Below are 15477 nucleotides of genomic sequence, written 5' to 3'. Positions count from 1 at the left end.
CCATACGGTTGACCGGTGATGGGGTTAGCCGGCCCGCCCGGCTTCGGATGACCATACGGTTGACCGGTGACAGGGTTAGCCGGCCCGCCCGGCTTCGGATGACCATATGGCTGCCCTGTAACCGGATTGGCAGGCTGGGCATGCACTACCGGTGCCCAAAGCAACGCTGCAGCGAGAGCAAGTACGCATTTCACGGCCCACCTCCATCCCACATGGAAACGCACAACCCGATTTTCCTACCCGTTGAGTGTGCTGCGAATTACGAGCGCCATCACGCGCTCCGCCTCGTAGATGTCCCCACCCGTCTCCTGATCAGACTGAGCACCGTCCAAACTGCTATCGCCCCCCAGAGAAGGAGAATAAATATCATCCATTTATCGGATGTCACGGAATGACTCATATCAGGAGTCGGCATGCCGTCACTCGTCGTGTGCTTCCAGTCGAGCCAGTCTGGCTCCGGCGAGAATGTCAGAATGGCGGTAAGGCAGGAGAAGGCCCACAGCGCTACCAAGATCTTTCCGACCTTCGGGGCGACCGCAAGGACGGATGCGAACAAACGCTTTAGGGCGAAGAAAATCGCGAAATTGACGATCGCAAACAGGTAGAACATACCTTCCAAAAATCGTCCATCGAGGATCGCGCAGAACACACACGTGCTCCCCATGACCAGCCAAAGCGTGCGGACATTCAAGTCGCGAGCAGCAGCCTTTGCCGCCTCCTTCTGCCGCTCAATCATCCGTTTCCGTTCGTTCTCATAATCCATTTGGATCCTCAGTGCTCGATGTAGCGATCTTTACCGGGTTTTCCGTCTTACTTCGTCATCGCTGCGTCAATCGCCAACCTAGCCGCAGCGGCAGATTGAACTTCGGGCGTGATGCCCGGTATCAGCTCACCGACAGGAACAACCGTGTCACAGTCGAGCATCACCAAGCGCCGAGCTGCGCGACCTTGCGCCGTCACCGCGTCCCGCAGTTGTTCTTCAGCACTGGCATACATACCCTTGTGCCACTTTTTCATAGTCGCCTCATTTTCCGATCTTCTAGGGAAGCACGGCGCCATTTACATCCAACGGCTCCGCACTCGCGGGATCGAATGATCGCCACCAAGCGATGGCGCGTTCTGCCGGGTCGTAGAAATACTCGGTGTTGCCATTAAATTTGATCGATGGAAATAGAAACCACTCGCTGGTCCCAAGTTGCTGAACCCAACCCTTATTCGCATCGACTTTCGATCTCATGTGAGGGTGCGCGGTCAGATCGATAAAGCTCACCATCATCTTCTCTGCCAAAGTGCTGGGCTTGTTTCGGTTGGCATGCTTGTACTCGTTCGACAGATCGATGAAGACAAAAGCATCACCACAATTTTTCCGCACCCAGTTGGTGAAATTCTGCTCCTTCTTTCCGCTCCACCTCGGGAGATGGCTAAGTTTCAAGTGGAACGTCCAGTCACACACCGCGGCGAGAGTTACGACGCAGTTAAACATGTGATCGTTCGTGTCCATAAGACGCGAAGCCCGCAGACGAAGAAGCTCACGCTCTGCTTTGCGCAACATTTCGGCGTCGTCAAAGCCGGGACCGTTGAAGACATCTTGGGCGGTCAGCATGGTCGACATATTTCTCTCCTCTTTGCGGCCGTGGCCGTTTTCCTACTTTTCTGCCAAGGTTTCGAAATGATCCATCGTCCGGGCAATCATCTCCCACGGGTACCGGTCAACATCGGTTGCCAATTCATGTGCGCGTAGGCGTTGCAGTGTGGGCAATTGAATGCACCTTGTTGATATTCCGGGGCGGTGTATTCCATGATCCCTATTCCTTCGTCTCGGGGCGACCTGTTTTCCGACGTCCCTCAGCGAGGTAGCAGTTCGAGGAGTCGCCACAGCACGAAGGCGACTCCACCCGATACAAAGAACCGAAATTGCCATCGACTGGATGACGCGCTCGCGCGAGCTTCGTCACCCATGAGAGAGTTGAGGGCAAGCTTGTCCGGCATTGAGCGTGCAGCGGTGAGATAAGCGTGGTTATACCGGAGGCCGTACTCGCTCCGTTTGATCGCACGACACCCGAACCAGAAGCTGATAGCCCATGCGACCAATGATAGGGCAAGGGGCGTCAATTTCCATGAGAGGGCGAAACCCGCAACTTTCTCGACGGCGTACCCAATACAAGCACCGGCGGCAGTCAGCAGGAAATAAGTGTATTTCTCCCGCGTGTCTTGAATTTGCCCTTGAAGTTTGTTGGCGGCTTCAGTGTCCACTTGACGGTCCTTGTTTTCCGCTGTTAGATCCCGGCAGTGCAAGGCACATCGGGTTGCATCGGGTTTTTCCTATTCGCGGTCGCCCAGTTGCTCGAGCGACTCACCGAGCACATCCGCAGCAGTGGCATGCAACTCGGCAGCCGTGCCGTCGAGTTCGATGCCGGACGGCATCTTGCGCGACTCTGCCGCGTCGCGCAGCACATTGATCGCGAGACGCAACGCATCGGCGAGGGTCATGTCAGGCATGGTCGGTTTCCTAACCGTGCTGAGTGCCGCGAGCGCTACCTTGCGTGGCAACACCCAGCGCTTTCTTAGCGGCTTCATCTTCCGAGATGTTGAGCACTACTGACACGAGGGCTCGACCAGACTCGCACGACTTCAAGTGCTCTTTGAAGGTGTCGCGTGCGTTGCCGAAATCTGTGCTGCATGCGGGACAACGAAATCCCATGATTTTGCTCCTGTTTTCCGGGTTATCAGCGCGTCAGAGCGGCCGATCAAGGGAGTACCTGGTAAACACACCGTAGCCGATTCCGATCGATAGTGCGTATCCGCTCGCGGTAGAGAACTGACCAAGCTTCATCCCCGCCGGCCCCAGCGTCAGGAAGTACACCCGCCCGTCGTCCCCACTGCAACGAACCTGATGAGAAGGGTAATCCTGAACTTGCGCGCTGTCTCGTTTGACATCAAGCGATCGACAATAGTAGAGGTGCACCGAGGTATACGAGTGGTCGCTAGGCTTTTGCATCGCGATGTATCCGTAACCGTTAGCCTCAAACTTGAGGTCAACGCTCGCCAACGGCGCCCGGGAATTAGACGTTTGCACGACGGTGAAGTGTCCCGCGAAGTCACCGGTGTAGTCGCTGTTCGCGGGAGTTGCGCATGCACCGAGCAACAACGCGGGAGCCAGCAGCATCAGTCGCCCGACTCTTGTCGATCCGTATGTCAAGGTTAGTATCGATTTCAACTGTTGCCCCGTCCTTTCCATTCGTTTTCCGTGGAACATCAGCGCAGATGATATGCCGCGACCGTTCCGAATGTCGCAATGACGACAGCTAGCAGAAGCCCCCCAAGTGCGAACATCCAGGGCCGACGAGAATGCTTGATCTTTGCCAGTAGGTAGAGCCAGAGCATCAATCCGAGTGGAGCCCCATTTGCTCCTGGGCCACCAACTGACGGATTGCGTGCTCGCCCCATCGATAGCAAGAAGACTGCAAAGGCACAAAGCACAATCGCAGCCCAAAGGAACATCTCGAGCAGCCGGCTAAACCATCCTCGGCGTTGCGAACCAGGCCTCCGGTCATCGCCTTGTTCGGCTTTCACACCTGCTTCCATCGAGTGCTCCCGTTTTCCTACAGTTCCTGATTCGCCAGCCTCATCAGCGCGCCGTCGCGCTCGCCACCCGCGATTGTCGTCCACATGCGATCTTGCTCATGGACCGCTAAGCAGCCGGGTCGCCAGTGCTCGGGATTTCGCAGTTGGTTCATCCAGCCTTGACCCTCACCTCCCGTTTGGTGGGGGAAGTTGCTGCACGAGATACTTCAGGGCCGCGCCAAAGCGCCCGCCAACAGAAGCCCTCGATCAGCAGCCGGTAGCACGCAGGCAGTGACGGCTGCCATGTTGTCCCATGCCGCCTATTTCGGCATGGCCAGCAGGGCTGTAATGCCAGCAGTAATGGCGGTCGCCACCAAGCTTCCAACCGCTCCCTCGCAGATCGTCTTCGCGGAGGCAAGTAGCTTGCGCATTTTGGATTGGTCAGGCGTGGACTTTCGGGCTTCGACCTCCAGTTCGTCGAGAATCGGTGCGACTTCCCCCTGAGTCTGAGAGGGGAGCGCCGCCATCGATGTCTTCGCTTGGGAGACCAGATCGAGAACACCTGATACAGACACCGGTCCGCTCACGGTCTGATTGTTTTCGACCGTGGCATTGTCCGACACATTGCCGACCACGCCAGCGTTTTGAATGAAGAATTGTTGACCCACAGGTTTTGCTTCCATTTTTTCGGTAATCGTAAACGCCATGTTCTCGCCGAGAACGCCTGCTTTCTCAAGCTCCAAGCTCCATTCGAGTGTTAAGTTTCGGACCGCATCGAAGATGCCAACCACGTTTCCCCTCGACAATTTCATAGAGAACTGAAAGTCGGTGTCAAACAGCTCTCTGAGGCCCTTCTCCAGTTCGAACGGATACGGAAGCGTGAGGCGATTGCTGTCGTCAGCAAGTAGCGGTTCCATCGACCCAAGGGACTGAGCCACGCGCGCTTTGGAAAAAAGGTCGTGCAGTTCTCTGTCCGGGAATTGTGCGGGTATCCATCCATGAAAGGGATTTCGTGCTCGGCACTCAGCGGGAAAAATCCGATATCTGGGCAATAAACCTAGAGTTGGATAGCCGTTCAGCTCTCGGTCGATCCAGCCTGTCGCTTCGACCAGCGAGAGCTTCGTTGCCACGAGCTTTGCCGTTCGCACCAATTGAACAACCGACGAAGTCTGATCGACGGCCATACGTTGTACTTCTAAAACCAGCGGTAAGCTCATCTGGCGGTTTTCCGTTCTGGCTATTCCACGAGCACGCAAGGCCCGGCGTTCAAATCGGCCGGCTGCTTGAATCGAGAGCAGTTCTCTTGCATGCCGCACGTAGCGTTGCGAATCGTTCGGCCGTCGGTCTCAGCCTCGATTTGAACCGCGATGCCCTACGCATGGCAATGCATCGCAGCGGCCCGCCGTTCCCAAATTGGCTGATTTCTCTCGTTCGACATGGTTGCTTTTCCCCGCTACTGTTGGTAGCGCTATTCTGCATGCATCTCGTCGGTACCGGCGTCAACCGATCGGTTATGTCGACTGAGCAAAAAAATGGCCATGGTGGCGCATGCATTTTTCGCCAAAAGGCCAAACTCGGAATCGAGCGGTGGCAGGTGGCTGGATGCGCCGTGCGCCGTCCCAAAGTGGGTACGCAGCGAACCAATCGCGTTACAGATTGACTGCACCCCGCCCTTCAACTGGTTCACGTCGTTCAAGGCGTCTTTCGCAGCAGGCCATTCGAGAGTGTTGATGCAGGCTTTGAGGAGAGGCGTCAATGACTTGTCGGCGGGCAACTCGACGTCCCGATCGTTCAGAATCGCCGCACACACCGCCTCAAGCATACGGCTGCTGCGCGTCAGCGCATCAGCAGTTTCCAAATGTGCGGCGTCAAGCAAGGCAGCCCAATTCTGGTTCAATGCCTCGTTCTTCATGTTGCTGAGACTGGCGGCCATTTGGGCCTCAATCTCGACCGATTCGGCTGCGAGAAGCTTATCAAGCGCCCCAAGGGACTGGTCAACCTGCTTCTCGCGCTGATTCAGCACTGCCCCAAGGCTCGCAAACAAGGAGTCCACCGACGCCGCTGTTAGCAAGCGGTCCAGCCATTCCGGCGAACAAAGGACTAGCGGTCTGCTGCTGTAGGGTCTTTCTTCCTCGGGGACACCGTGCGCGTTGTCATACAGGTCCTCATCGGTAGTTCGGTGGATTACCCGGAGTTCTTCGCCATCGTAAGCAAGGCGCCCGTAGGTGCCCTCGTCAGGACCGGTTTGATCGAGCATGGTGTCTGCACTACTGGCGTAGATGTGTGCCTCACCGAACTCCTGATTCAATGCCGCTGAGAGTTCGTGTGCCCTCTCGAAAAGCGCTGCTCGTTTCGCCTGAACGCGCTTGTGCTGTGCCGAGAGGGATTTGATCGAATTCTTCATTGTTGCCGAGACCCAATTGTTTTCCTAGATCAACTCGTACTTGTCGAGCAGCGCCATCTTGCGCTGCTCTTTGCGGTGCCGCTCGGCTAGCGATTCGTCCGTCGGCACGATTTCCGGCTTGGCGGCCAGGGTCGCGTCGTAACGCTCCGTCTCAGCGACGAGGCGCACGAGCTCGCGCAGTTCGGCCTTGGCTGTCGTGAACATCGTCGCTCCGTTTTCCGTTGCGTTGCCGTCAGTAGTGGTATTTTTCATCGGTCGGCGAGTGCTGTCTGCAATAGCTTTGCCCCGACAATGCCGGATGTTTGCAGAGCCGCCCCTTTGCTTCCAGTACATGTGAGCACCGTTGCACCGTTTCTAACCGTTGGAACTCATAGACCAGCCTCCCCTCACGGTCCCGACGGGTCTTCTCATAAACGGCGGTGGTATAACTCAACCAATCTGCTCTCTCCGGACGTCGCCCCTTCACGACCGTTGCGGCGCCGCCAGCGCCAGCCTTGATCCATAGATCTTGCTCAAGGGATAGCTGCTCCCGACAGTGTATCGCTGCCAGCGTCAGCGCTTCATCACCTTGAGGTCCACCTGCGAACAGACAGTTAACTTTGCCCTTCACGCCGTTTTCCTATCAATTGTCCGGCCGAAGCGTGGCGATCCGGTTGCCCTGAAAAATCAAGCGCATTTCGCAGTCGTCATCTTCGTACCGCTGCGTCCCGACCTGCGTACCCAAGGGCTCATCGATCCACGGAGCAATCCAGTCGCATAATTTTTCGATCGCGTCCTCGTAGTTCATGAGACTGCTGCTCACAGCTTCGTCCTTTTAACGAACGGATGGTGCATAAATGTGAATGAGCTTCCCGAAGACGATCGCTCGCAAAATCCAAAAATTCAGTAAGAAGTCACCAGCCAGTCCCCATACGGCGTGACCGCGAACCATCATCCAAAATGCGATGCACATGCCTGCAAAGCCGATGACCGTGCCCAACCCAGCTACAAATAGGTCGCGTCCGAGCTGTCCGCTGCGCACAAACACGATCGTTGCCGTGCGAAGGGCAAGCAGTGCGCCAATTATCATCCCGAACAGCGGTATCGTGAGCAAAGCGGCCAGGCAAATCTGTTGAACGCTAGCCGCGCGTTTTACGGCTTCCCCGGACGATATTGTCTTGGCTTGACTGTTTTCGATCATATGTATTCCCCGTTTTCCTCTTCATCGCCTGGAACCACCGACTACGGCACCACGATTTCTTCAGACCCTCGGCGTTCATAGTTCCAAGAAGCCGCGGCTTGAGCGAGCAGCGTTTCAGCGGTAAGCGCAGGGTGCGAATAATTGCCGCCGCTGGAAGACGATGTCACTTGGAAGGATGCCCCGAACATAAAGTCGGCGTCGTCGCCTTGCGAAGTCAGCACCACAGGCAAAATTATTGTCGCCACCGACTGCCCTCCTTGAAAGAATCGCAGTCCAACTGCGAATGTCAAAGCCCGCCCCTGCATTGACGTTACCTGTTGGACCGATGGCACCTCCCGCCACGCTTGGCCCTCAGGATTCATCACAAACAACGTCGGCGGGTTCGTAGACGGTGCCAGCTGCGGGAAAAGGCGGGCTTCTAACGCGTTAACGAAGTTCTTGGCAGACAACCTTCCCTTTTGCTCGTTGTTAGAAAACGTGGTCACCTTTCTTTTGATCAAATCTTCGATGTTCGTGTATCCCATTCGTCCCTCGGGTTGGTAGTATGCTCGCGAAAAAATCTGTTAGTTGGCTCATCGTTGCCACGCATGCAAGGCAACGATGAGGCGACTGTTTTCCTATTCTTCCGCACCGGCTCATAGAGCAGGTAGCAGTTCGCCTCGATGACCTGCGCCGCGAAGTCGCTCGGCGTATCCTTGGCCTTGCGCACAGTGCAGTCACGGCCCGAATGATACTTAGCGAGTGTGCCGGTCCTCTTTTCGATGCGCCCGTTTTCTCCAAACCGCTGTAGGCATTCGGCAGCCAGTTCGTGCGCGACCGTGTCGTTCTTCGCCCCGGAGAGGCGATCAATCAGACATTCCTGCAGGTTGTCTGGCGCGAATAGCCCGGCCGATGCAATCGAGCTCCGCAGGATGATCGCGAGAGCGAGGCCGGTCCGTAGCAATTTTGAGGAGCGCATCGCGTTTTTCGGTCTTTCAGATGGCGAACGCTGCGCGATCTTTGCCTGCGATCCACCGGGGTTCGCGGCCCATCCCGCTCCATGTTGCGCCGCTCGCCGGATCGCGATACTTCGCTTGCGACGAGCCGCGCTTGTATGCGCCTCGCTTCACAGCAAGGTCGCTCGAGGTGATTTCAAATTGCTGCATCAGCTCGCGAATCGTCGCGATTGCCTGGGCACGTTCCTCATTCCTCGCCGCTGCGATCTGAGCGTCAAGTTCTCGTTGCTTGGCTAGCAGTTCTTTGTAGGTCGACATGCTTTCGTTTTCATCGGCTTCCGGCCGCTGCGGGGCGCTCGCGCGCCTGTTTTCATTGTTCTCGTTTTCCTACGCAGGCCGCACATTGAAGTTCGCCGCAGCATATGCCGCACTGCAGTTCCAAATGTGTATCTGCTTGTCGCATCAAAGGCGCACACTTCCTTTTTATGTCGAGTGCCTACACCGCTTTCGACGCGTCGTGCTTGATGATCCACATATGAGTGACAGGAACGCGCTCCTCTCCACACTCGAAGTATCCCTCTCCAACCATTCTTGCGTCATCCTGGCTGAGTCCAAATATCTTCTCCGGCGTCTGCAGGCCAAATGATCTTGGGAGGTCACTTCGCCAGCTCGTGTACATTTTGGTGAATTCTTCCGAATATTCGAGCTCACCGTCGGCGTTCTGGACACAGCAACCATACACGCGGAGCGATTTGATAGCCCGGAAATGCTCAAGTCTCTCCATTGTTACCGGAAAGAATTCGGCGGTGCGATTTACACGCGACAGATGTATATTATCCAGCATCGCAGCAAATCGTAGACTGTTGTGTGTCGAACCCAGACATTTGACGAACTTCTCTGTAGTGATCCCCAGATCAAGAAAGGCAAAGTAGGTCAGCAGCAAAGCAATCTTACCCTCTGTTCGAACCACTCGAGGGAATTCGTCCGCCTCCAGTCCGTGGTCATCTCCATGTGCGATCTTGTTCCGGATTTCCCTGATAAACCTGAAGTCCTCGTCCGAGAGGTTGACCATTTTCGCAATGTCAGTGTCCATCTCGGCGACGGCTTTGCGATACCTGTCTTCGAAGCTGTCGTCAATCGAAGCAAACGACCTGCTGGCTATGTCGACAACCTGTTCTCGCAGATCCTGCGTCAACGCCGATAGCTCGGTCGCAAGATTGCGACGGAATCTGTCAATCTTCTTCCTCGCCGGAGGCACTTGTATGGTTGGCTTCGTACCTTCGAAACGGATATCCAGGTAGCTGTCCAGGAGGCTCACGTATCCGAAAACCTTGTACTCCCAGAAGCCCTCGTAGCGAAGCATGCCTGCAACACGGCTCCAAACGACCTTACGATAGCGAGACTGATAATAGCGGTCCGCGATGGACTGCCACATACCGTCAAGCCAAGGCTGCTGGATGAAGCAGCGAAGCCAGAACCCCGAGTCCTGCAGATCCCGCTCGGGGCGAACAGATGTCGGGAAGTGAACCCGAACGTAGTGCTCCGATCCTTGCGAGACCTTGATAGCCGCAATGGTTGCCGGATACATCATCAAAATAGACAGAAGACACGAAAGCTCGTGTGATTTCGCTTTCAGATCATCCAAGTCAAACGGGTTATCCTTCGCCGTGAATACAAACTCTACGCGCTCGTGGAGCACGACGTCCTCGCCCTGCTGACGGCGCGAACCGATAATCTCGCTGCGAAGCCCGAAATGATCGCTGTCAGTCTTGACCGTAACATCGATTGCTTCAGGGACTCTCCCCCATGTCAGCATGTCTCCAACTTCGCCGTCGATGTTCTGCCAGTGCAGGAACCACTCCGAGACGTCGTGATATCGCACGGAGATTGAATCGAACCTGGTCGAGTTGAGATCAGCCTCTATCACATAGTCCGCATAGAGAGAAAAGTCTTGCACCTTGCAGGCACACAACGAAAACACCTGCCCGTCCTCTGTAACGGCCTTCACCAGATCGATTCTGCTTCCTTCCGCAAGGGCTGCTGGAACGCCCTGAGACAACGAAAAGTTTACGCGTGCCCACCGATTACCGCCGTAATGCAACTTGCCCGACCCAAGCAATCCGGCCGCCTCGTGGGTCAACTGAACGTCAATCTTCTTGCGTTCCGTACCGTGATCGTTCGCGCTCATGTCGTGTCTTGACTAATGCCGTCCTCGTTGATACTAGCTCGCCATAACATGGCGAGTACCGTCAAACCTGGATCAACTCAAGATGCCCAGTTTGCTGCATTTTAACGGTAGCGAACTCGCCACGCGCTCACGGTGAGCCTCTGTGTCGCTCCGGTGTCAGGGTCGCTGGGCGCCCTCGCCGACGCTTCTATTCGGTCATGGTTCCGCCAGCGAGAGAGGCCGCTCTCGCGGCCTGTGTGTCGATTCACGGTTGCCAAGCTCGCCGGGCCTCGATGAAGCGGCTGTTTTCCGTTCCGCGGCCAGCAGCCGGCTTGGCTGCTCGGCGAGCGATGAATTTTGCCTCAGTCAAACGATAAATGGTCCCATTCCGCAGGTCTGCGGGGGACGGGTCCTCGCGGCATGAAAATGGGAACAACTCCTTCTCAGGGGCCGACGCCTTCCACGCCTAGCCTGAATCGGACCTTTTGCCAACCGCCGTCGCGCTCACCGGGCAGGACCTGCACCTCTTCGACGTACCGCACGCTAGGAACCAGCGAGTACACCTTGTCGAAGATCCGATCGTGGTATGGAACGCAGGTCAACCGAATGACATCGAGCTTGAACCAGCGTTCTAACCAAGGAGAATCACCAAAATCGTCGAGATACTCTTTGATGCGAGACCCGGCTTTTGGATTCGAGGGAGACTCACCTTGGAGAAGGGACAGCATCTGCTTGATCCGCTGTGGAAGGGAGTTGACACCGGAGACCGTCGCGATGTCGCCGCCTTCAATGAGGAAATCGTTCGTGGGACCTGTCGCAGCCGTGGCCTCAAGATCGCGGGCATCCTCTCGCGGAAAGCTATCCTTCACGGCACAGGTCAGTTCCATCGATTTACCGACTCGACGCCAGGCCGGTTCGGAGGCCAACTGGCGCCCATCGCCAAGCGCATTGACTATCAAATAGCTGTCGAACGGATCACGCTTCTGAAAGCCCTCGATGAAGTCAATGAGCGTCCGAATGTCACCTTGCACAAAATGGTCAATCCGAATAGACCACTCCCGACCGGAAGTTCCCAATAGCTCGCCGAACACGACGATATCTGGACCGATCGCCACGAGGTCGGAGCCGCGGAGAAAGCCGCGTCCAGAATTCAGTTCATCAGCGATCTGGCGCTCGTGATCCGACTTCATCCCTCTTAGGGCGTCCGGGGTGTAACGAGCCTCGTCGCGATCAATTTCAACACTGTGCGAGGCGCACAACCAGATCCCATTCCGGATGTCCCTTCGAGCGCCGGCGGTCATGTCCTGGTCATAGCGGCGCCCGCCCGGCGCTGCAGCATGAATGTGGGAAGCGACACCAATGCTGTTAACTGACTCGGCGGATTCGTCGCTGGGCCCAATGGTTAAAACGCCGCACCCGCGCATCGAACAACGAAAACCCGCCCGCATCGCAAGATGCATCCGCGTCGAATCCAAAAAGTCATCTCGGTTTCTCTTTGCCACTCTCGCCACTTCCTTCGATGTGATTGGGATCCTATGATCGTCACTCCGGCAAACCGGGATTCTGCCGAGCGGGGCGACAGTTTTTCGTCGCCTCGCAGCTGTCACAGGACCACTGAATCCAAGTTTCGAGCATCGCCGTTTTCAGATCTTTGGCTTCACCCGGTGACACTGCGCCACAAATCGGCTTGAAACGACGTAGGGCGTGTTCGTCGTGCGCTTTCCCTTAATGTCCATCCGATTGTCATTTGAATCGTAGCTCTCAACCAGATCCAGGCTAACGCGGTCTATGCGAATCACATCGAGGTCAAACTTGCTGTTCGGGTAGCGTTTAAAGAACCGACTGGCTTGCGTGTCGAAGTCGGTTTCACGCAACCATTCCGAAATCCACGTCCTCGGGTTCGCGGTGCAATCACTGGAAAAGAGATAGCTATCGCTCGTGCTGCCGCACTGCTCGAGCTTTCGGGCCGGATAGTCGCCGATGCTGTCCGGTTGCAGCGTGTTGCCACTCAACGCGAAGCGACCAGCGACCTGTCTTGATGCAGGAATGGCGACATCCTTCGGCGCGTTGTGTCCCGCCCATGTCATGGTTCCGGCGCATTGAAGCAACGTCGTTTGTCGTTCAGCCTGAGCGTACCCAACCCCGCTGTTCGCCGTTGTCAATAGAGCCAAGATAATTGAGAGCGTTCGGCGCATGATGTGGTGCCAGACGAGATCCGTTTTCCGTTGTCAGCGAAGCCAACCGAAATGACGCATGGCTTCCTCGATCGCCAGGCGCCACTGAGGCGGGCAAGGCTTCACACGCTCGGCCGTCCGCGTACTTCGAAGCGGGAGCCCATTCAACTCCTTGACGTGCGCGATCCAGCAGGTCTGTGCGACGATGCCGTGCCGCTGCTTCATGAACGTCTGTATGTCCTTGTAGTTCGCCATGTCGCGCTCGCGTTGCTCGGTTTTCATTGTTCTCGCTTTCCGACTCATCACGACGGTCCGTTACTCTAGTGATCCACGCGTCTCAGGACGAAACCCGACGAAGTCGTGGGCGCCCAGTTGATCAGCGCCATGAGTCCGGTATCGGAATAGAGAGGCCGATTGACAAGCGCCGAAATGAGTCCCCCGTCCGGATGAAAAACGAGCCTATGCCCGTCAAGACTTCGGATCAGGAAGAGCGTCGGGCGGCTTCGTCCTCTGCTAACGCAACGGACTACCTCCGAGGCGTGAGGCGCATCACTGTTAGCGAAGTCGTGCGCAATGCGATCGCCCGGATAGCCACAGTCGTCCAAAACGTATTCTTGCTCTTTCTCGCCATCATGGATTACGAGAACCGCTGGAGTCTTGCCCTGCTCGTCGGCGGTCAGGAAGCGGACGTCGATGCGGGTCGCGTGCGTGAACTTGTACGAAAACTGGTCAACGACGTCGTACGATCCTTGCAAATCCGCAAGCGTATTGGGATCGGACGGGACATTGGCGCACCCCGTTATTGAACATACGGCGCCTGCCAAGACGGATAGACAGAGTACAAAGCCTTTCTTCAACGAGTTCTCCTTTAATCGCGTGACCGCGGGGCTTGACTGTCGCAGCCGCCTCGGCCGTTTCCCGGTCAGCCCATATTCGTCATGACATCAACAACAAGAGCATTGATGCGGCCTGCGGCACGCTTCAGCGCGTTCGTCATGTCAATCAGGTTCTGATCATCCGCCGCTTCACGTGCGATTGCGAGCTCTGCGATTGCTTCGGCCAATACCTGTCGGCGGTTCTCAGGGAGCGCATCGCAGGACGCGAACTCACGCTCAGCCCGCTCAGCGATCTCCCGAAGTGCTTTATCGAGCGATTGCAACTCCTCAATCCTCGTGTCGCCGTAGACTTCCTTAAAGACCTCAATGAGGTCACTGGCTACGGTTACGGCGGCAAACTGTGCAGCAGCGTTGTACATTTCGAATCCTCGTTTTCCGTCCTACTTCGTCATCGCTGCGTCAATCGCCAACCTAGCCGCAGCGGCAGATTGATCTTCGGGCGTGAGGCCCGGTATCAGCTCACCGACAGGAACAACCGTGTCACAGTCGAGCATCACCAAGCGCCGAGCTGCGCGACCTTGCGCAGTCACCACGTCCCGCAATTGTTCTTCAGCACTGGCATACATACCCTTACGCCACTTTTTCATAGTCGCGTCGTTTTCCTACGCATTCCGTATCGATTCGCCGATGCGCCTTATCTCGTCGTGCGATCTCAGACGTAAGTGTTTCTCGGTCACGACCGCTCCGTCGAACGCAAGACGACCAACTTCGTCAGTAGCGACCTTCCCGTGCGCGACTATCCATCGTGGTCTAATGTGTTCAACCAGAAAACCGAGATGGCTAGATCGAGTTTCGTCTTGACTCAGAACCTTCGCACACGAACGGCCTGTCACCCACCGTGCCCCTCATGACAGCGCGTAGCGAGGATTCGAACCGGTCGACGGGGAGCGTGTCGTTTTCCGCAGTATCAAGGAGTCGTTTCTGCACGCCGAGCGTTGGTAACGTTGCGGCTTGCCCAAACCGAAAAACCGATCAAAGCAAAGAGCGGCCCGAATGTCTTCAGCTGCAACCAAGTCCGGAATGGCACTGCATGCGCTAAGACGATATTCGTGATCGCGAGAACGACGTAGAGACCTCCGGCCCAACCGTGAAGTCTTCTCCAAAACGATTCCGGACGTCCGAGCAGACGTCCCCATGCAAGATAAAGCAAACCATTGCCACCTCGCAGCAAGCTGCCAAGCAAAAGCAGCGCGAACCAACCAAACGCGATGGTTGGATGCCAAAGTACCCACTCGCTGCCGTACAGCACCGGCCTTAGCGGCGTCACTAAGCAAATCGCCATCAACGCCGCGGACGCGCAAAGCTCACTGAGCAACACGCGCCAAAATATGCTCCATGCCATTTTTTATCCCCGAACTGTAGTGACGGTTCGCCGATTTTTGTTTTCCGTTCGATTACGAGTTCGGCTCGTTGTCCGCGTCCGCAGGTGGCTTGAGCGCGTCGGGTCCAAATTTGTCAAGGAGGATCTTATCGACGTGGCCCAACCTGACAGGAGCCGGGTTGATTGCCTTTGCCTCAGCCAAGACCCTTTCTATCTCATCGAGCGCAATCCGGATCACTGTATCCTTCTGCGCCACGCTCAGGTCAGCACGGGCTTGCTGAATCCTGAGACACTCCAGCCAGTGGCTTGCTGTGTATACCGCTTGTATCGCGTCCATGTCGCTTTCCTGGTGATTCAAGACAGCAGCAGTGTTTTGGCCAGATTCAGCACGCCGAGCACGATCATCACATAGCTCACTGCCGTCCATATCCCACGTTCGACGTTTGGCGCGCACAGCCATGCCATACGCACCCATGCAAAATAGACAACGATATAGAAGATCAACGCGGGTATATAGGCTGCCGAACGCGGGGTCTTGTGTAAAACGTTGAGGTAGAGAAGCGCAAGCACAGCGCTTTGTGGAATGCCTATCAACCACCACACTATCCACAGCCGCTCTTCGCCTCGCCACGCCTTCCTGAAAATCCTCGACACCGCCGCCAAGTGCTGACTAGCCATTGTTTTGCAGCTCCCCGTTTGCTTCAATGTACATTGGTTGTTTTCATTGCAAATGTCCCCCCGCTTCCTCGCCATCTAATCCATCTATATTGGCATCTCACCAGATATATATCTCTTTGGAGAGCCCTCGTCAAGGAAACGATATCGGCATCCAGCGT

Annotated in this window: 24 protein-coding genes; 1 reads left to right on the top strand and 23 read right to left on the bottom strand. The window is 56.1% G+C overall.

Going from position 1 to position 15477, the window contains the following annotated elements; all coding sequences use genetic code 11:
• Positions 1-271: 271 nt before the first annotated feature.
• The 18 genes from DWV00_RS30195 to DWV00_RS30110 all read right to left on the bottom strand — a co-directional run bounded on the left by DWV00_RS30195 (position 272) and on the right by DWV00_RS30110 (position 12706).
• A complete protein-coding gene (locus tag DWV00_RS30195) occupies positions 272-763 on the bottom strand; it encodes a hypothetical protein (RefSeq protein WP_115537277.1) in 492 nt (163 codons plus the stop codon).
• Positions 764-810: 47 nt separating this feature from the next.
• Positions 811-1017 carry a hypothetical protein gene (locus tag DWV00_RS30190; protein WP_147298010.1) on the bottom strand — a complete coding sequence of 69 codons (207 nt, stop codon included), beginning with the start codon at positions 1015-1017 and terminating at the stop codon, positions 811-813.
• A 22-nt stretch (positions 1018-1039) separates the two neighbouring features.
• Positions 1040-1612 carry a hypothetical protein gene (locus DWV00_RS30185; protein WP_115537275.1) on the bottom strand — a complete coding sequence of 191 codons (573 nt, stop codon included), beginning with the start codon at positions 1610-1612 and terminating at the stop codon, positions 1040-1042.
• Positions 1613-1845: 233 nt separating this feature from the next.
• Positions 1846-2253 carry a hypothetical protein gene (locus DWV00_RS30180; RefSeq protein WP_147298009.1) on the bottom strand — a complete coding sequence of 136 codons (408 nt, stop codon included), beginning with the start codon at positions 2251-2253 and terminating at the stop codon, positions 1846-1848.
• Between the two features lie 69 nt (positions 2254-2322).
• Entirely contained in the window at positions 2323-2499 is a 177-nt protein-coding gene (locus tag DWV00_RS34240; RefSeq protein WP_181885637.1) for a hypothetical protein, read from the bottom strand.
• Between the two features lie 1385 nt (positions 2500-3884).
• Entirely contained in the window at positions 3885-4781 is an 897-nt protein-coding gene (locus DWV00_RS30165) for an AbiTii domain-containing protein (protein ID WP_147298008.1), read from the bottom strand.
• Positions 4782-5032: 251 nt separating this feature from the next.
• Positions 5033-5968, bottom strand: coding sequence for an abortive infection family protein (locus DWV00_RS30160; RefSeq protein WP_115537271.1), 936 nt, complete (start codon positions 5966-5968; stop codon positions 5033-5035).
• A 24-nt stretch (positions 5969-5992) separates the two neighbouring features.
• Positions 5993-6172, bottom strand: a complete 180-nt coding sequence (locus DWV00_RS30155; RefSeq protein ID WP_115537270.1) for a hypothetical protein — start codon at positions 6170-6172, stop codon at positions 5993-5995.
• A 28-nt stretch (positions 6173-6200) separates the two neighbouring features.
• Positions 6201-6578 carry a CCCH zinc finger protein gene (locus DWV00_RS30150; RefSeq protein ID WP_115537269.1) on the bottom strand — a complete coding sequence of 126 codons (378 nt, stop codon included), beginning with the start codon at positions 6576-6578 and terminating at the stop codon, positions 6201-6203.
• Positions 6579-6590: 12 nt separating this feature from the next.
• Positions 6591-6755, bottom strand: coding sequence for a hypothetical protein (locus DWV00_RS34235; protein WP_181885636.1), 165 nt, complete (start codon positions 6753-6755; stop codon positions 6591-6593).
• A 27-nt stretch (positions 6756-6782) separates the two neighbouring features.
• Positions 6783-7148 (bottom strand): hypothetical protein, encoded by a 366-nt coding sequence (locus tag DWV00_RS30145; RefSeq protein WP_115537268.1) that lies wholly within the window; start codon positions 7146-7148, stop codon positions 6783-6785.
• A gap of 41 nt (positions 7149-7189) precedes the next feature.
• Positions 7190-7672, bottom strand: coding sequence for a hypothetical protein (locus tag DWV00_RS30140; protein WP_147298007.1), 483 nt, complete (start codon positions 7670-7672; stop codon positions 7190-7192).
• Positions 7645-8106: a hypothetical protein gene (locus DWV00_RS30135; protein WP_115537266.1), complete on the bottom strand. Its 462-nt coding sequence runs from the start codon at positions 8104-8106 to the stop codon at positions 7645-7647. Before DWV00_RS30135 ends, DWV00_RS30140 begins: the two co-directional genes overlap by 28 nt.
• A gap of 16 nt (positions 8107-8122) precedes the next feature.
• Positions 8123-8401: an H-NS histone family protein gene (locus DWV00_RS30130; protein WP_115537265.1), complete on the bottom strand. Its 279-nt coding sequence runs from the start codon at positions 8399-8401 to the stop codon at positions 8123-8125.
• Positions 8402-8579: 178 nt separating this feature from the next.
• Positions 8580-10271: an ApeA N-terminal domain 1-containing protein gene (locus tag DWV00_RS30125; protein ID WP_115537264.1), complete on the bottom strand. Its 1692-nt coding sequence runs from the start codon at positions 10269-10271 to the stop codon at positions 8580-8582.
• A 422-nt stretch (positions 10272-10693) separates the two neighbouring features.
• Positions 10694-11752, bottom strand: coding sequence for a hypothetical protein (locus tag DWV00_RS30120; protein WP_147298006.1), 1059 nt, complete (start codon positions 11750-11752; stop codon positions 10694-10696).
• Positions 11753-11893: 141 nt separating this feature from the next.
• A complete protein-coding gene (locus DWV00_RS30115) occupies positions 11894-12445 on the bottom strand; it encodes a hypothetical protein (RefSeq protein WP_147298005.1) in 552 nt (183 codons plus the stop codon).
• Positions 12446-12478: 33 nt separating this feature from the next.
• Positions 12479-12706, bottom strand: coding sequence for a hypothetical protein (locus DWV00_RS30110; RefSeq protein ID WP_220274748.1), 228 nt, complete (start codon positions 12704-12706; stop codon positions 12479-12481).
• A 179-nt stretch (positions 12707-12885) separates the two neighbouring features.
• Between DWV00_RS30110 and DWV00_RS30105 the strand changes: the two genes are divergently transcribed.
• On the top strand, positions 12886-13230 hold the full coding sequence (locus tag DWV00_RS30105) for a hypothetical protein (RefSeq protein WP_147298004.1): 345 nt from the start codon (positions 12886-12888) through the stop codon (positions 13228-13230).
• Positions 13231-13346: 116 nt separating this feature from the next.
• Here DWV00_RS30105 and DWV00_RS30100 read toward each other — a convergent pair whose 3' ends face one another.
• The 5 genes from DWV00_RS30100 to DWV00_RS30080 form a co-directional block, all read right to left on the bottom strand.
• Complete coding sequence (locus DWV00_RS30100) at positions 13347-13679, bottom strand: hypothetical protein (RefSeq protein ID WP_115537260.1); 333 nt, start codon at positions 13677-13679, stop codon at positions 13347-13349.
• Between the two features lie 21 nt (positions 13680-13700).
• A complete protein-coding gene (locus DWV00_RS30095) occupies positions 13701-13907 on the bottom strand; it encodes a hypothetical protein (protein WP_115537259.1) in 207 nt (68 codons plus the stop codon).
• A gap of 320 nt (positions 13908-14227) precedes the next feature.
• Entirely contained in the window at positions 14228-14638 is a 411-nt protein-coding gene (locus DWV00_RS30090) for a septation protein IspZ (RefSeq protein WP_181885635.1), read from the bottom strand.
• A 76-nt stretch (positions 14639-14714) separates the two neighbouring features.
• Positions 14715-14978 carry a hypothetical protein gene (locus tag DWV00_RS30085; RefSeq protein WP_115537257.1) on the bottom strand — a complete coding sequence of 88 codons (264 nt, stop codon included), beginning with the start codon at positions 14976-14978 and terminating at the stop codon, positions 14715-14717.
• Positions 14979-14995: 17 nt separating this feature from the next.
• A complete protein-coding gene (locus DWV00_RS30080) occupies positions 14996-15319 on the bottom strand; it encodes a hypothetical protein (protein WP_115537256.1) in 324 nt (107 codons plus the stop codon).
• Between the last annotated feature and the right edge of the window lie 158 nt (positions 15320-15477).

Source organism: Trinickia dinghuensis (assembly GCF_003367175.1).
In the GTDB taxonomy this organism is placed as follows: Bacteria; Pseudomonadota; Gammaproteobacteria; order Burkholderiales; family Burkholderiaceae; genus Trinickia; species Trinickia dinghuensis.
Note: the sequence above shows the minus strand (reverse complement) of the source record. Positions and strands in the feature narration are given on the sequence as shown.

Coding starts and splice junctions, on each gene's coding strand:
- DWV00_RS30195 (WP_115537277.1), bottom strand. CDS start 763: ATGGATTATGAGAACGAACGGAAACGGATGATTGAGCGGCAGAAGGAG.
- DWV00_RS30190 (WP_147298010.1), bottom strand. CDS start 1,017: ATGAAAAAGTGGCACAAGGGTATGTATGCCAGTGCTGAAGAACAACTG.
- DWV00_RS30185 (WP_115537275.1), bottom strand. CDS start 1,612: ATGTCGACCATGCTGACCGCCCAAGATGTCTTCAACGGTCCCGGCTTT.
- DWV00_RS34240 (WP_181885637.1), bottom strand. CDS start 2,499: ATGCCTGACATGACCCTCGCCGATGCGTTGCGTCTCGCGATCAATGTG.
- DWV00_RS30165 (WP_147298008.1), bottom strand. CDS start 4,781: ATGAGCTTACCGCTGGTTTTAGAAGTACAACGTATGGCCGTCGATCAG.
- DWV00_RS30160 (WP_115537271.1), bottom strand. CDS start 5,968: ATGAAGAATTCGATCAAATCCCTCTCGGCACAGCACAAGCGCGTTCAG.
- DWV00_RS30155 (WP_115537270.1), bottom strand. CDS start 6,172: ATGTTCACGACAGCCAAGGCCGAACTGCGCGAGCTCGTGCGCCTCGTC.
- DWV00_RS34235 (WP_181885636.1), bottom strand. CDS start 6,755: ATGAACTACGAGGACGCGATCGAAAAATTATGCGACTGGATTGCTCCG.
- DWV00_RS30145 (WP_115537268.1), bottom strand. CDS start 7,148: ATGATCGAAAACAGTCAAGCCAAGACAATATCGTCCGGGGAAGCCGTA.
- DWV00_RS30140 (WP_147298007.1), bottom strand. CDS start 7,672: ATGGGATACACGAACATCGAAGATTTGATCAAAAGAAAGGTGACCACG.
- DWV00_RS30135 (WP_115537266.1), bottom strand. CDS start 8,106: ATGCGCTCCTCAAAATTGCTACGGACCGGCCTCGCTCTCGCGATCATC.
- DWV00_RS30130 (WP_115537265.1), bottom strand. CDS start 8,401: ATGTCGACCTACAAAGAACTGCTAGCCAAGCAACGAGAACTTGACGCT.
- DWV00_RS30125 (WP_115537264.1), bottom strand. CDS start 10,271: ATGAGCGCGAACGATCACGGTACGGAACGCAAGAAGATTGACGTTCAG.
- DWV00_RS30115 (WP_147298005.1), bottom strand. CDS start 12,445: ATGCGCCGAACGCTCTCAATTATCTTGGCTCTATTGACAACGGCGAAC.
- DWV00_RS30110 (WP_220274748.1), bottom strand. CDS start 12,706: ATGAAAACCGAGCAACGCGAGCGCGACATGGCGAACTACAAGGACATA.
- DWV00_RS30105 (WP_147298004.1), top strand. CDS start 12,886: ATGCCCGTCAAGACTTCGGATCAGGAAGAGCGTCGGGCGGCTTCGTCC.
- DWV00_RS30100 (WP_115537260.1), bottom strand. CDS start 13,679: ATGTACAACGCTGCTGCACAGTTTGCCGCCGTAACCGTAGCCAGTGAC.
- DWV00_RS30095 (WP_115537259.1), bottom strand. CDS start 13,907: ATGAAAAAGTGGCGTAAGGGTATGTATGCCAGTGCTGAAGAACAATTG.
- DWV00_RS30085 (WP_115537257.1), bottom strand. CDS start 14,978: ATGGACGCGATACAAGCGGTATACACAGCAAGCCACTGGCTGGAGTGT.
- DWV00_RS30080 (WP_115537256.1), bottom strand. CDS start 15,319: ATGGCTAGTCAGCACTTGGCGGCGGTGTCGAGGATTTTCAGGAAGGCG.